Origin of the sequence: Sandarakinorhabdus sp., assembly GCF_041689835.1 — a bacterium.
In the GTDB taxonomy this organism is placed as follows: domain Bacteria; phylum Pseudomonadota; class Alphaproteobacteria; order Sphingomonadales; family Sphingomonadaceae; genus Sandarakinorhabdus.
On record NZ_JBDNFM010000240.1, the window covers coordinates 1 to 14,999 of the forward strand.

Here is a 14,999-nt window from a genome sequence, read left to right on the forward strand (position 1 = left end):
CCGCAAATCCTCGAAGCAAAGACCGGTCTTGATGCCAGCGGCGTCGGGCAGTTGTTCGCGGCCGGCGGTGTTGCCGGCGTTGTCGTGCTGCTTGGCCTTGGCTGGCGTTCCGATGTTCGGCAGGAACGTTTCTGGCACATCATCGTGCCGTGGCTGATTGTTCTTGCCGCCTTTACTGCCATGGCCTTCAGCGTGTCGCCAGCAATCGTGATCATCGCCTCGCTGCTGGTTGCAGCGGCAAATCTGCCGTCGCAGCCGGTATTCTTCGCGGCGCTGGCCGAAACGCTGCACGAACGCCACCGCGCGGCCGGCATCGCCGCGGTCAACACCCTTGGGCAGTTCGGTTCGTTCATCGGCACCAGCGCTTTGGGTTTTGCCCGCGACGCGGCCGGCAGCTATGATACCGGGCTGGCGGCCTTCGCGGTGTGCGTGCTGATCGGGATCGCGCTCCTCAACCATTTGCGATTGCAATCGAGGCGGTTGCAAGCGCCCGCCGGTTCAGCTTAGATGCGTTCAGGGTCAGTCACATGTTGCAGGTGAGCAATGGCGGCCGACCATCAAGATTTTGCTATTTCTCCCATCATGTTCGTCGCCGGCACCCGCCCGGAGGCGATCAAGCTGGCGCCGCTCATCCTTGATTTGCAGGTGCGCGGCGCGCAGCCGCTCGTGGTCGCGACCGGGCAGCACCGCGACATGTTCGATGAAACGCTGGCCGGTTTCGGCTTGCAGGCGGACCGTGATCTGGGCGTGATGGCGCCGTCGCCCGGTGGGCAGGTGGGGCAATTGTTGCCAGTGCTGGCCGATGTGATCCGCTGCGAACGGCCAGCCTGGGTGGTGGTGCAGGGCGACACCAGTTCGGCAGTGGCCGGCGCATTGGCCGCGCGTTATGCCGGCGCCGCGCTGGCGCATGTCGAAGCCGGGCTGCGCACCGGCACGCACGATCCCCACCCCGAAGAAATGCACCGCAAGCTGGTGGCGCAAATGGCCGATCTGCATTTCGCGCCCACGGCGGCGGCGGCGGCGGCGCTGCGAGCCGAAGGCATAACCGGCGGCATCCACATCACCGGCAACAGCGGCATCGATGCGCTGCTGCTGATGCAGGCCCGGCTGGCCGGCGATGCCGCGCTGGCGCAGACGGCGGCAGCGGCGCTGGCCGGCATCCCGCGCGGCCGGCCGTGGGTGCTGGCCACCATTCACCGCCGCGAAAACCGTGGCCGGGCGCTGGCGGGCATTCTCGACGCGCTGGCCGAACTGGCAACCGAAGCCGAAATCATCCTGCCCGTGCACCCCGGCCCGGCCATCAGAGGCCCTGTGCTGGCGCGGCTGGGCGGGCGGGCCGGCGTGCACCTGCTGCCGCCGCTGCCGTATGCCAGCTTTGTCGCGCTGATGCTGCAATCGGCGCTGGTGCTTACCGATTCGGGCGGTGTGCAGGAGGAATCTCCGGCGATCGGCCTGCCCTGCCTGGTGCTGCGGGACGGCACCGAGCGGCCAGAGGGCGTGGCCAGCGGCAACGCGCAGTTGGTTGGCTGTGAGACGGCGGCCGTCGTGGCAGCGGCGCGGGCGGTGCTGCGGGATGGCGCCTTGTGGGCGCGGATGGCGCGGCCGGCGCTGCCCTATGGCAACGGCAGCGCAGCCGCAGCAATCAATCGCGAACTGTTGCGCCCAACTGGCAAATCATCGGCACAAAGCCCGGAAAACTGGTTGAGATCGGCCGTGCATCATCGATGATCACCGGCCGGGCTGCATTGAGCCCCAGCACGGCAAAACTCATGGCGATGCGGTGATCAAGGCAGGCGGCCACGGTTGCTCCGCCAGCAACCGGATCACCGCCGCGGCCGTCAACGATCAGGCCGTCGGGCAATTCTTCGCAGGCGACGCCGCACGCAACCAGCCCTTGCGACATCACCGCGATCCGATCCGATTCCTTCACGCGCAGTTCGTCGATGCCGCGCATGATCGTGCGCCCCTGCGCAAAAGCCGCCGCGACGAACAGCACCGGATATTCGTCGATCATGCTGGGCGCGCCGCCGGGCGGCACCTCGATGCCGGTCAGGCTGCTGTGGCGCACATGCAGATCGGCCACCGGTTCGCCGCCCACCGTGCGTTCGTTGCGCAGATCGATGCGCCCGCCCATCGCCTGCAACACCCGCACCAGCCCAGCGCGCGTGGGGTTCATGCCGACATTGCGGATGATGATGTCGCTGCCCGGCACGATCAGCGCCGCCACCATCGGAAAGGCCGCCGACGACGGATCGCCGGGCACGATGATGTCCTGCGGTTTCAGCTCTGCCTCGCCGCGGATGGTGATGATGCGGCCTTCCGGTGTTTCCGCCACAGCCAGATTGGCGCCGAAACCGGCCAGCATCCGCTCGCTGTGGTCGCGGGTGGCAATCGGTTCGATCACCACGGTTTCGCCCGGCGTATTGAGGCCGGCCAGCAGGATCGCCGACTTCACCTGTGCCGATGCGACCGGCAACCTGTAACGCAGCGCAATCGCCGGGCAGGCACCGGTGATGGTCAGCGGCAATGTTTGCCGGCCTGCACCGGGCGTTGCCGCAATCGCGGCGCCCATCATCTGCAGCGGCGTGATCACCCGCCCCATCGGCCGGCCCGAAAGGCTGGCATCGCCAACAAATGTCGCGGTGATGGGATGGCTGGCAATCAGGCCCATCAGCAGCCGCGTTGAGGTGCCGCTGTTGCCCATGTCAAGCGCGCCGGCCGGTTGCAGCAGCCCGCCGACACCAACCCCGTGCACGCGCCAGCTGCCGTCGGCCAGGCGTTCGATGCCGGCACCCATGGCACGCATCGCGCCAGCGGTGGCCAGCACATCCTCGCCTTCCAGCAGGCCGGTGATGCGGGTTTCGCCCACCGCCAGCGCTCCCAGCATGATGGCGCGGTGGCTGATCGACTTGTCACCGGGCACCGTCACATCGCCGGTGAGCGGGCCGGTGGCGGCCAGACACAGCGGTTGGGGGGAGCCATTGTCAGTTGTCATGTGGATGTTCATGATGGCGCGCTTTGACAGGGCTGGCCGGCTGTGGCAATGCGCCAGCCTTTCCCGGCAGGCCTGTGGGCAGCCGGTTTTGTCTTGCGCCGGGTCATGCCGCCGCACGCACGGAGACGATATGGTCAAGGCTGAATGGGGCACCAAGCGTGCCTGTCCCAAGTGCAACACCCGATTTTACGATCTGGGCAAAGCTGATCCGATAACCTGCATTTCGTGCGGTTTCGCCTTTGTTGCCGATATCGTCCTGAAATCGAAGCAAACGACTCCGTTCGAAGCGAGCAAGCCATCGGCCGAGGTTGATGTGGACGTCGTGGTCGCGGCCGAGGAAGATATCGATCTGGATACCGACGTGGAAGCCGGCCAGGCCGACGCCGATGTCGATCTGGGCGATGATGATGATCTGGGCGTGGTGTCGGGCGGCGGCCAGGACGAGAATTGATCAGATCGGCCGGTCGGCGGCATTTGGGGCTTGCAAGCCCTGAACGCTTCGCCTATCCGGCCGCTCCCGGCTTTGCGCGCAATCGCGATGTCGGCGGGAAGTTGGTGCGGGGCCTTAGCTCAGCTGGGAGAGCGCTACGATGGCATTGTAGAGGTCAACGGTTCGATCCCGTTAGGCTCCACCAACCCACAAGAACCCCGGCCCGTAACGGCCGGGGTTTTTTGTTGCCCGCAACACGCCTTTGCCTTCAAGCTCGATTGCTGGCACATCCCGCCACAATGACCACGCCAATATCCGCCCGCTCCGATTATCGTGCCCCGCGACTGATCCCCACCCGCTGGATGGACAATGATGCTTATGGCCACGTCAACAACGTGGTTTATTATAGCTGGTTCGATACTGCGGTGAATGCTTGGCTGGTCGAACAGGGACTGCTCGATATCCACCATGGCAATCCCATCGGGCTGGTGGTGGAAACCGGCTGCCGTTACCATCGTTCGGTGGCGTTTCCCGAAACGGTGGAAGCCGGCATCCGCATCGCCGCGCTGGGCACCAGCAGCGTGCGCTGGGAAGTGGGCCTGTTCACCGCCGGGCACGGCGGCCCGGCGGCTGAAGGCCACTTCGTCCACGTCTATGTCGATCGCACCACACGCCGCCCGGTGCCGTTGCCAGACGCCTGGCGGCAGGTCTTGTTACCGCTGGTGGTTGCGCCCGCAATCGCTGCGCCTTAAGCGCCCGTGATGCACACACCCGGCGATTCGATCCTCATCCTCGATTTCGGCAGCCAAGTGACGCAGCTCATCGCGCGCCGCGTCCGCGAAGTCGGGGTTTATTGCGAGATCGTGCCGTTTGCCAAAGGCGGTGAAGCTTATGATCGGCTGCGCCCGGGCGGTGTCATCCTGTCTGGCAGCCCTGCCAATGTCAGCGATCAAAACGGCCCGCGTATCCCCGACCCGGTGCTGGCCGCTGCCGTGCCGCTGCTCGGCATCTGTTACGGCGAACAGGCGATGTGTTATCAGCTCGGCGGCGCCGTTGTGGCCTCCGATCACCGCGAATTCGGCCGTGCCGAGATCGCCATTGTCGATGATTGCGCCTTCTTTGCCGGCGTCTGGGCGCGCGGAGACACGCCCACCGTGTGGATGAGCCACGGCGACCGCATCGAGGCGATTCCCCCCGGTTTTCGCGCGGTCGCCACCAGCGCCGGCGCGCCCTATGCCGCCATCGCCAACGACGACGCCCGCCGTTACGGTGTTCAGTTCCACCCGGAAGTCGTGCACACCCCCGATGGCGCGGCGCTGCTAAAGAATTTCGTCGTCAATGTTTGCGGCATCACGCCGAATTGGTCGATGGCCGGCTTTCGTGCTGCCAAGGTTGCTGAAATCCGCAAACAGGTGGGCGACGGCAAGGTGATCTGCGGGCTTTCCGGCGGGGTCGATTCGGCGGTGGCCGCAGTCCTCATCCACGAAGCCATTGGCGATCAGCTCACTTGCGTGTTCGTCGATCACGGCCTGATGCGGCTGGGCGAAGCCGAACAGGTTGTTACCTTGTTCCGCGAACATTATCACATCCCGCTGGTGCACGTCGAAGCCGAAGCCATGTTCCTTGGCGGCCTCGCCGGCGTCACCGATCCCGAAGCCAAGCGCAAATTCATCGGCAAGACCTTCATCGAAGTGTTCGAAGCCGAAGCCGAAAAGATCGGTGGCGCCGATTTCCTGGCGCAGGGCACGCTGTATCCCGACGTCATCGAAAGCGTATCGTTCACCGGCGGCCCCAGCGTGACGATCAAAAGCCACCACAATGTCGGCGGGTTGCCTGAGCGCATGAACATGAAGCTGGTCGAGCCGCTGCGCGAATTGTTCAAGGACGAAGTGCGCCGCCTGGGTGTCGAACTTGGCCTGCCGCCGGCCTTTGTGGGCCGCCACCCGTTCCCTGGCCCCGGCCTCGCCATCCGAATTCCCGGCGAAGTGACCAGGGAATCGTGCGACACGCTGCGTAAGGCCGATGCCGTTTACCTGGATGAAATCCGCAAGGCCGGGCTGTATGATGAAATCTGGCAGGCCTTTGCCGTGCTGCTGCCGGTGCGCACCGTGGGCGTGATGGGCGATAGCCGCACCTATGACCGGGTGTGCGGACTGCGCGCCGTGACCTCGGTGGATGGCATGACCGCCGATGTCTATCCGTTCGATGCCGCCTTCCTCACCCGCGCCGCCACCCGTATCGTCAACGAGGTGAAGGGCATCAACCGCGTGGTGTATGATTACACCTCCAAGCCGCCCGGCACCATCGAGTGGGAATAAGCATCAAGGGGGCGGAAATGAGCCAAGCGGAAACCACGCCGGCATTGGCACGCACGCTCAAGCGCCGGCATGTTACCATGATCACGCTGGGCGGTGTCATCGGCGCCGGGCTGTTTGTCGGCAGCAGCGCCGCCATCGCCAGCATCGGCCCGGCGGTGGTCATCAGCTATGCGCTCGCCGGCGCCATCGTGCTGGTGGTGATGCGGGTGATTGCGGCGCTGGCAATTGCGCTGCCGCACGCTGGCACCTTCACCGAATATGCCCGCGCCGGGCTGGGCCGCTGGGCCGGCTTTACTGCCGGCTGGCTGTATTGGTATTTTTGGGCCGTCGTCATCGGCATCGAAGCCATCGCCGGAGCGGCCATCGTCGCGCAGTGGGTCGATCTGCCGGTGTGGGTGATCGGCACCGGATTGATGCTGTTGATGACTGGCTCCAACCTGCTTTCAGCGCGCAGTTTCGGCGAATTCGAATTCTGGTTTTCCACCATCAAGGTGGTGGCCATTGCCTTGTTCATCATTATCTGCGCCGCCTTCCTGTTCGGCTCCCCGGCATCAACTGGCGTGGCCAATCTCACCAATGATGGCGGGCTGGCACCGATGGGCTGGGGCGCCGTGATCGCCGGGGTGACCACGGTGATCTTTGCGTTGGTCGGTGCTGAAATCGTCACCGTGGCCGCCGCCGAGGCCGAGGATTCGGCGCAACTGGTTGCCAAAATGGCCAGCACGCTCATCCTGCGCATCAGCATATTTTATATTGGTGCGATCAGCCTGATCGTCTGCATCGTGCCGTGGCGCAGCATCGTGGCCGGCCAATCACCGTTTGCCGCCGCGCTCGACGTGGTGGGCGTGCCGGGCACGGCGCTGATGATGAATCTGCTGGTGCTGGTGGCCGTTTTGTCGTGTCTCAACTCGGCCATTTATGTCGCCAGCCGCGCGCTGTTCACGCTGGCCGCCAATGGCGACGCTCCGCGCTGGAGCGTGGCGCTGAACCAGCGCGGCGTGCCGGCGCGGGCGATCATGGCGTGCATGGCGGTGGGCTTTGCCTGCGTGCTGGCTTCGGTCGTGTCACCATCGGTGGTGTTTGCCTTCCTGGTCAATGCGTCGGGCGCCACCATGGTGTTCGTCTACTCGCTGGTGGTGATTGCTGCGATCCGGCTAGGCGTCGGCGGCGGCATGCTGCGCTGGGGGCGTTATGTGGCCGTTGCGGCCATGCTGGGCGTGCTGGCGGCGATGGCGCTCACGCCTGATCTGGCGCCGCAGTTCTGGGCCAGCCTTGGCTTCCTCGGCCTCGTGCTCATCGCAGCGGCGGCCACACGCAAGCGCTCGCAGCCCGACTGATCCAGCAGCACGTCCTGACTCCTCTTGATCCGGCCGTGTTCACTTTGTGGCTTGAAATTGCACCTTGCTCGCGTTGTCAATGACGTGGCGGTTATCAGCCGTGCGCCAGTATCATTTCTGGAAACGCAACTGGATGACATACGCTTCTGCATAATGGCACCGGCCCTCTAAAAACAAAACAGAAATTATGTAATTCATGATAACATAATATGAAAAATCTCAAAAAACGAAAAGCGGCAATGTTTGGATGTAAGCATTCGACTAAGAGCTAAAATATAGCTCTATCTAATTGATTTCTGCCGCCACTATTGGTTACCGTCGCGATGGCTGGTTGGGCTCTGCCTCTAAACCCGGCAACTGTTGCCGGGGCATAGGTGCGAAGAGCCTTGGCGTGGTCTGGGCTTCCTGCATCGCAGCCTGCCTGTGATATGCTTGCTGGCGGTGTACGCTAATTCGACGTCGTGACGAGTTCACGGCGCGCCGGCATCCCCTTAGACGTGCTGCGGCAGCGCCGGGGTCTTGTTGAAACGAGCAGGGGCCATGCTAACGGCCAATCAGTTCCCGTTGCGGCCGTGGCCCAGCCCGTGTTCAGCAATGACAGGCAGAACAGAAAATATCGGTGGCGCAGGCGCAGGGCGAGCTGGGCGCCCTGCCAGAGTTGACTGGTATCAACGCGCTCGCGCTCGGCGATACGCCGAAATGCCAACCCATGCTTCATCGTCTCCCGAAGGAGGCGACAATTACAAAGCGAAGTTTTGTAAACCAGTTGCATTTCACTGCCCCGCGCTGGCGGCAGTGGCGCGGTGAGCAGCTGTTGACCAGTGGTGTTATAGATACTGAGGTTGGGCAAATCGATGTGCAGAATTGATATCCTCGGTCAGGAGCTCGCAAGGTTGACTATGGGAGCGTCTTGGTTCCTTCAAATCTGATTCCGTAATTGCTTCACCCAACAGACACGCCAACTTTCCCATGACAGATATTATGTTGCAGTATATATCCAATTTAATTTTATCCTGGGCTGAATATTTCAGGGCATTTACTGCCATAAAGTTTGCCGACGGAAGCCATCGTTGTAATTAATATTTAAGTGATGACAAAGTAATTTCGTCATAACTATCATAAATTATTATGCTATGGCCATTGTGATGTTTTACAAGCTCCAAATCCTCAATACGTGATACTGACTCGACTGCGTAGCCTATAAGGAGAATTCGATGAATAATGGCCTGTGAAAATTGTTTATGCGGATGTATTATTAAAACTTTAATAAAACACATTTACTTTTCCTACTGATTATTAAGCATAGAAGTAGAAACGTTCCTACATCAAAAATAGTTGCATAACAGCTATTAAATTACAATTTTGTAATATATAATTTTTGGATCCGAGTCTGGCACGTCAATCAATTGCTCACCTTCGTCTCGGCAGATGAAGCATTTTTTGGTTGGCAAGCAGGTCGAACGGCTGGCTGTGGCCCCGCAATTTGCCTCGCCGCGCAGCAAGAAATTGCTGATGATCTTTCGCCAGGCCGCGCCGCAATCTTTGCTGGCTCCCGTCGCCGTTTCGGGTTTGAACCCTACGTTTGTGATGAATATATCCAACATCGGTCGCAACGGTCGTTGCTTCCGTAGGCCCTGCAGCCCTTGGTCATGGTGCTCCGGAGGGAGAGTTGGCGGGCAGCAAGGCTTTGCTTGAAGGTATCTGCGCAAGCACCCCTGCGCAGATATCGGCGACCCGACAAACGAGACGTCACGGTTGGGGCAGGCGACGCATATCCTTTTTGGTACGCTGAAGCCTGGGGTCGCGGCCGTGGCGTCTCACAAATTCCCCGGCTAACCCCGTGCAACGAAACAGCCAGAAAATTGCGGCTCGCCTTTCCGATTCAGCGATCGGCATCCTATAAGATAAAAATATACATCCGGAATTGCATCCATTTTCTGTTTTCCAACGTCAGGTTCTTGGATAAAATTTGGGTATGCTTGTAAATCTGTAAAGAATCATTCCAAAACATGAATTGATGTAAATTTAAGTAAGCTATACTAAAATTTATTGTACAATTTTTTATGATGCATGAACTAAAATCAGTACTCCTTGTAGACAGGGACAGGGCATGGAGCGATTTTTGCTCCAGGTATCTTAGTGAGTTAAATTTTAATGTCATTTGTGCGCACAGCATAGAGCGAGGCGTAGATAAAATTACTGACCCTGAAATTTCAATGGTGATCGTCGATTACGGTTTGCGCGGTGTCGATGGTATCAACCAGATCAGCAGTGCGCGCGAGCCATGCAGACTGGCGGGTCCTCGTCCGAGTTACATTCTGACGACGGCAGTTTCCACGCTTGATATCGCGATCGCAGCCATCCGGGCGTCGGTTGTGGATCTGTTGATCAAGCCATTTACGGTGCATGAGCTTGGCGTCACGCTCAATCGGGTCCGGGCAATGCACGTTGACCAGGCCCACGAACGGGCTGCCAATGATAAACTGCTTGCACTCACCGAGGTGTTCCGCCGGCTTGGCGATGTCGTGGAGGAATGGACCGGCAACGAGGGCGCCAAAGGCGATCTGGCCCAGCGCAAGAACATCAGTCCTGACGCCGCCATGGTCAGGAAACTGATCCGCGCCGAAGCTACCCGAGCAGTGGCAATCGGCGGAAAAACGGTTGGCGACCCAACGTGGAATATCTTGTTCGACTTGCTTCTTGCCTCGTTGGAAAACCGGCAAATTGCAATTTCAAGTGCTTGCATCGTCGCTGGGATGCCGACCACCACGGCGTTGCGGTTAATAACTCGGATGGTGGACGACAATGTGCTGATCCGCGTTCCAGACGGCAAGGATGGCCGGCGCCATTTTTTGGCTATCGAGCCTACTGTTGAAGTGGCGCTCAAGCGCTATATCCGCGACCTCGCAAACCTCTAGACAAGAGGTTAATCTCCAATCTAAATTCTGGATTAGCTTCCAAACGATTGAACATTTATTCCTGGGGTTTTTTATCAACCGGCTGTCGTGCCTGCGTCGGCAGGCTGATCCGGCAACCTCCAGCGTAAACCGCGATTGCGGGACGACTGCACTCGTGTTGCGGACCATGTGCTGAGCCCACTGCAAAGCGTTGCCGGTTCAACTGCAACACTGCCATGCGCCGTCGATGCAACTGGCAGGGCTTCTGCTGGCGCACTTGCTACCATAGGCCGCGCCGTGTGAATGGACGGGGGGGCGCTTTTGGCGCGCGATCTTGGCGGTTTTGCGCCGCGCATGCCGCTCGCAGCCACGCGCCAATTCGAGCCGCCAAGGATTGCTGCCGCAGATACATCCGTTCGTGGATGCTTATCAGAATGCGTTTGTGCAGTCGCAGTGCCAACCTCACCAAGAGGTTGGGGTAGTTTCACGATGGCACTTTGGGTTCAAGTGGTCCCGCGCGGTGCGCGGCGTGCGGTGTTGTTTGTTTGCGCAATCTGTGGCCTGCACCCGCCCGCCAATTTGGCGGCTTCCGAGACGCAGCCAGCCGCCGTGATATTGCAAGGCCTGAACGGCGAACAATGTGCGCCTGGCGACCGTGCCGACCGCGGCACCGCTGGCGTTGTTACGATGCTTCGTTGCGACGGTATCGAGGCCGGCAAGCTCGTGCGCTTTGCCTTGCCGCTGCCGGCGGCCGGAATGCGCGCAAGCTCGGATCGCCTTGCAAGCACATTGGCGGCTTATCGCCCGAGAATTGCTCAATTGGCTACAATGTCATGCCGGCCGGCTATGGCCTTGTCCCTCGCCGATTGGTCTGATCCTACCATTCTGGTGCAGGCGTGCCGCAGTATTGCCGATGGCTGGCCCCGGCTGGTTGTCGCGTCAATAAAGGCGGGTGAGCTGCGGATTGCGATTGGTGTCGCGACTGCTGCGCCAGCGCTGCTTGCGATGGCAAGCAATCAGCAACCGCCGGACGGCCTGGTGTCGCAGTTTGCGCAATGGTGGCCTGATCAGCCGGTGATTGGCACCATTGCTGATCAGGAACAGGTCAGGCAATTGTGGTCCCGAGCCCGTATCGACATGGCGCGTTCTGCGCCCCAGCCGGCAGAAGCTGCGCTTCGGCAAGCGCTGGCCATTCGCCAACGCGTGTTGCCCAACGACACGTCAGGCAACGCCGGGTTGATCATGGATTTAGCCCTGGCTGTCGCGCTCGGTGGCCGGGCCGAAGAGGCTGAAGCACTGATCCGGAAAGCGGAAACCTCGACAGCAGCGCTGGCCGACGCGGCTCAAAGGCCGCGCCTGGCCGCCTACCGCAGCCAATTGGCCACCCTGCGAGGCGATGCCGACCGGGCCGCGCAAGAAGCTGCCGCAGCGGTGGTGCAATGGCGCCAGCTGGCCGAGGGCGACGGCGCCGCCGCCTCTTCGCCAGAGCGGGCCGTTGCCGGTGCCGAACTGGCGATGGCGCTCAACCTGGAAGCCATGGCGCTGCTGCGGACGGGCGATGTGACCAGCGCGTCCGTGCGGGCCAGTGAAGCGCTGGTGGCCATCGACGCAGCGTCGGTTGCCCCGGCATGGTGGCGGGGCGAGATCCTTGCCACCCTGGGCGAGGCAACCGCTGGGTTAGGGCGCATTTCGGCGGCGGAGAAATATTTTCAGGCTGCCTTGCGCGTGCGTTCTGGTTTGTTTGGCGACTCCGCCGCCACCATGCGGCTGTGGGTATCGCTCGCGCGCAGCTACGAGGCCGCCCAGTTGCCCGCAAATGCCATTGCCGCCTATCGGCGCGCCATTGCGCTGGCTTCGGGCCTGCCGCGCGGCAGAAATGCACTTTCTGATGCAGATTTGATCCCCTTCGCGCAGGCCGTTGACGCCATGTTGCCGACCTTGCCTGACCCGCGCGACCGGCAAGGCCTGTTGGCGGAACTCTTTGCCGCCTTCCAGATGTCCCGCTCGCCTGATCTTGAGCACAGCAACAACCAAGTGGCCTCGCGGCTGGCCGAGCAGACACCTGAGCTTGGGGTCCTGCTGCGCCGTCAGGCTGAAACGGCGCAGCAGGTCGCCGAAACTCGCGTCGCCCTTGCTGGCGAACAGGCCAAGAGCGACGATGCCGACGACCGCCTGCCCCCGTCCGCCCTTGCGGCACTGGCCTCCGGATTCGCCAATAGTCAGCAGCTACAGGCATCGCTTGATGCGCAGATTGCCAATCAGTTCCCGCAATTTGTGGCACTTACCCGGCCCCGACAGCAACTGCTGGACGACGTACGCGCAGCCCTTGAGGTTGACGAGTTGCTTGTTCAGTTTCTGATTGGGCGCGACAGAACCTATGTGTTGCTGGCTCGCCGGACGGGGTTGCAACTCATCTCCGTTTCCCTTGGCGATGCCGCCCTTGCCGACATGGTGCGCCGACTTCGGCGCGGCCTCGAAATCGAAGGAGGCATGGTGGGTGAGTTTGATCTGGCCACGGCACATGATCTTTACCGCAAGCTGCTGGGCCCGGCCAACTTTGACGGCGTCAACCGTATGACCGTCATCCCGGCGGGCAATCTTTCGGGATTGCCGTTTGGGATGTTGGTCACGGCGCCGGCGCAACCCGGCCGCTATGCCGAGGCCGACTGGCTGGTACGCCGGATGGCCATTTCCCACGCGCCCAGCCTTACCAGCTTCATGGCACTGCGTTCCACGCAGGTGGTGCGCCATGCGCCCAAGATGATGCTGGCCGTGGCCAATCCATCGCTTACCGGACAGCAAAGCGCCGGTTTCGTGATGGCGCGGGCCTTTGCAGGGTGTCGGGGGCCAGGGCCGGTGGATGCGCAGATGCTGCGCAGTTTGGTGGCACTGCCCGAAACGGGAAATGAGGTGCGCGATGTCGCAGCGGCCATTGGCGCAGGTGATGCAACAATCCTCACCGGCGACGCCGCTTCAGAACCCGGCTTGCGTAATGCCGTGCCCGGCGATTACCGCATCCTCTATTTTGCCACGCATGGTTTGATCCCTGGCGAACTGCAATGCCAGAATGAGCCAGGGCTGGTGCTGACGCCGCCCACCGTCGCAGCAGAAACCCAGGCCAGTGACGGGCTGCTGGCCGCCAGTGAGATCGTTGGGCTTGATCTGCGGGCGGATCTGGTTGTCCTGTCGGCCTGCAACACTGCCACGCCGGGTGCCGCTCGGACTGGTTCGGGCGCGCTGGCCGGCTTGGCTGAAGCGTTTTTCCGGGCCGGCGCCCGATCAGTTCTGGCCAGCCATTGGCAAGTGCCCTCGGCCGCGACGGGCGAGCTCATGCGCGGCCTGTTCGGATCAATGGGTGCGGTGCGCACCCGTCCGGTTGATGAGGCCCTGCGTGAGGCGCAACTGGCCAGCTTGCGCCAGCCGCCCACCGCCCACCCGTTTTTTTGGGCGGCCTTCGTGGTGATCGGTGACGGCAAGACGGCGCCGTTGGCAGACGGAGGCCAGCCATGAACCGCACAGCACGCTTGATGGCGACGGCTCTGGTTGCTGCGACTGCCGCTTCCGCCGTGGCCTTTCCGCTGGTGGTGGTGGAGGCGCGTGGTGGCCAGCTTCGGCCCGGTGCCCGCGTCGACAGCGCCAGTAGCCTGATTTTGAAGGTCGGCGAGCGGGTCGTTCTGGTTGCTCCCGATGGCCGCGTCACCAACGTGCAGGGCCCCCATAATGGCCCGCCCACGGTAGCCGCTGGCGCGGTGCAGAACCCGCGCCTGGCGCTTGCTGCGCTGATCGCGACCCGCAACGACCGGGCCAACACCGTGGGGGCCGTGCGTTCCGGCGCTCTGGCCGCACCCTTGCCCTCGCCTTGGCTAATCGACGTGTCGCGGCCTGGTGAGCGCTGCATCCGTGATGATGCCCCCCCAGTGTGGTGGCGTCCGGCGGCCGGCGATGCGGCGGCGTTCGTCATCTATCCGGTTGATCGGTCCTGGCGAGCGGACTTCCTTTGGGACGCCGGGCAAACCAAAATCACCGCCCCCGCATTGCTGAAGCTGGACGGAGCCAAGATGATTGTCATCAAGACCGGCACTCAGGAGCGTGCAGTCCGGCTGAACATCATTCCTGCAGATATCCAGGATCCGGCGGTGCTTGTGGCATGGATGCTTGAAAAGGCGTGTGTGCAACAGGCCGATGCCCTGTTGCGGCAAATCGAGGCCGGCCTTGCGGCTGAGCCGGCGCTGCCACCGTCATGACAGTACGGCGTTTGGCGCCTTTCCTGACCGCCGGGGTCGTTGGCCTTCTGGCGCCTGCGGCGGTGCTGCTGATCGCGCCGCTCAAGCATCTGGAAACCCGTCTTCAGGACATCCGGGTGGCGGCCATGCAAGCGCCGCTACCGCCGTCGCGCGATCTGGCCGTGATTGCTATCGATGAGGCGACGCTGGCTCGATTTGCATACCGATCGCCGATCGATCGCGGGTTCCTTGCCGATGTGATCACCGCGCTGGAGGCCAAGGGCGTACGCGCCATCGGGGTTGACGTGCTGATTGACCAGCCGACCGAACCCGCCAAGGACGCACGGCTGAAGGCCGTCATCGCGTCGGCAAAGGTGCCGCTGCGCTTCAGCTTTACTGCCTCGACCCAGATCATGACGCCGGAACAGCGTGCTTATCAACAGTCGTTCGTGCCGCCCGTCAACCGGATGGAGGCGCGACTGCTGACCGATGCGTTCGACGGCACGGTGCGGCGCATCAATCCGGGCGGGGAACTGGTCAATGGCCAACGGCGATTTTCCGCTGCCACGCCCCGGGGCTTTGTGCCAACCATGGTGGCCGTTTCAGGCGGCACGCCCTCTCTTTCGGCCAAGGAAATCGCGTGGCGGCCCCGGCCTGATGCCGAAAACCAGGCGATCCCGACGTTTTCGGCCCTTTATCTGCCGTTCTTGCCTGACCAACTGCTGCGTGGACGTACCGTTCTGGTGGGTGCGGTGCTGTCAATTACCGATCGCCACCTGACGCCGCTGTCTATCGTCGA

Annotated in this window: 12 protein-coding genes, 1 tRNA gene and 1 pseudogene; 12 read left to right on the forward strand and 2 right to left on the reverse strand. The window is 62.1% G+C overall.

Annotated features, from left to right (window positions below; all coding sequences use genetic code 11):
* Together ACESL8_RS12500 and wecB are read left to right on the forward strand one after the other, a co-directional pair.
* A pseudogene (locus ACESL8_RS12500) lies at nt 1–507 on the forward strand (hypothetical protein); the annotation flags it as partial.
* A gap of 36 nt (nt 508–543) precedes the next feature.
* Nucleotides 544–1,728: a non-hydrolyzing UDP-N-acetylglucosamine 2-epimerase gene (wecB, locus tag ACESL8_RS12505; RefSeq protein ID WP_372919355.1), complete on the forward strand. Its 1,185-nt coding sequence runs from the start codon at nt 544–546 to the stop codon at nt 1,726–1,728.
* On the opposite strand, the gene aroA is transcribed toward wecB, so the two are convergent.
* Entirely contained in the window at nt 1,643–3,007 is a 1,365-nt protein-coding gene (gene aroA, locus ACESL8_RS12510; RefSeq protein WP_372919357.1) for a 3-phosphoshikimate 1-carboxyvinyltransferase, read from the reverse strand. The two genes, wecB and aroA, sit on opposite strands and share 86 nt — an antisense overlap.
* Before the next feature lie 118 nt (nt 3,008–3,125).
* Between aroA and ACESL8_RS12515 the strand changes: the two genes are divergently transcribed.
* The 7 genes from ACESL8_RS12515 to ACESL8_RS12545 all read left to right on the forward strand — a co-directional run bounded on the left by ACESL8_RS12515 (nt 3,126) and on the right by ACESL8_RS12545 (nt 9,998).
* Nucleotides 3,126–3,446, forward strand: a complete 321-nt coding sequence (locus tag ACESL8_RS12515) for a TIGR02300 family protein (protein WP_372919359.1) — start codon at nt 3,126–3,128, stop codon at nt 3,444–3,446.
* Between the two features lie 108 nt (nt 3,447–3,554).
* Nucleotides 3,555–3,630, forward strand: a tRNA-Ala gene (locus tag ACESL8_RS12520).
* Nucleotides 3,631–3,724: 94 nt separating this feature from the next.
* Entirely contained in the window at nt 3,725–4,177 is a 453-nt protein-coding gene (locus ACESL8_RS12525) for an acyl-CoA thioesterase (protein ID WP_372919361.1), read from the forward strand.
* A gap of 9 nt (nt 4,178–4,186) precedes the next feature.
* Complete coding sequence (gene guaA / locus ACESL8_RS12530; protein ID WP_372919375.1) at nt 4,187–5,743, forward strand: glutamine-hydrolyzing GMP synthase; 1,557 nt, start codon at nt 4,187–4,189, stop codon at nt 5,741–5,743.
* A gap of 17 nt (nt 5,744–5,760) precedes the next feature.
* Nucleotides 5,761–7,080, forward strand: coding sequence for an amino acid permease (locus tag ACESL8_RS12535; protein WP_372919363.1), 1,320 nt, complete (start codon nt 5,761–5,763; stop codon nt 7,078–7,080).
* Between the two features lie 1,428 nt (nt 7,081–8,508).
* On the forward strand, nt 8,509–8,775 hold the full coding sequence (locus ACESL8_RS12540) for a hypothetical protein (protein WP_372919365.1): 267 nt from the start codon (nt 8,509–8,511) through the stop codon (nt 8,773–8,775).
* A gap of 371 nt (nt 8,776–9,146) precedes the next feature.
* On the forward strand, nt 9,147–9,998 hold the full coding sequence (locus ACESL8_RS12545; RefSeq protein ID WP_372919377.1) for a response regulator: 852 nt from the start codon (nt 9,147–9,149) through the stop codon (nt 9,996–9,998).
* A gap of 918 nt (nt 9,999–10,916) precedes the next feature.
* Here the strand turns inward: ACESL8_RS12545 and ACESL8_RS12550 are convergent.
* Entirely contained in the window at nt 10,917–11,159 is a 243-nt protein-coding gene (locus ACESL8_RS12550; protein ID WP_372919367.1) for a hypothetical protein, read from the reverse strand.
* Between the two features lie 60 nt (nt 11,160–11,219).
* Here ACESL8_RS12550 and ACESL8_RS12555 point away from each other — a divergent pair, with 60 nt between their 5' ends.
* The 3 genes from ACESL8_RS12555 to ACESL8_RS12565 form a co-directional block, all read left to right on the forward strand.
* A complete protein-coding gene (locus ACESL8_RS12555; RefSeq protein ID WP_372919369.1) occupies nt 11,220–13,487 on the forward strand; it encodes a CHAT domain-containing protein in 2,268 nt (755 codons plus the stop codon).
* Entirely contained in the window at nt 13,484–14,221 is a 738-nt protein-coding gene (locus ACESL8_RS12560; RefSeq protein ID WP_372919371.1) for a hypothetical protein, read from the forward strand. The genes ACESL8_RS12555 and ACESL8_RS12560 overlap by 4 nt, the downstream gene beginning before the upstream one ends.
* Nucleotides 14,218–14,999: CHASE2 domain-containing protein (locus ACESL8_RS12565; RefSeq protein ID WP_372919373.1), on the forward strand; the 782-nt coding region annotated here is incomplete at its 3' end. The genes ACESL8_RS12560 and ACESL8_RS12565, both read left to right, overlap by 4 nt.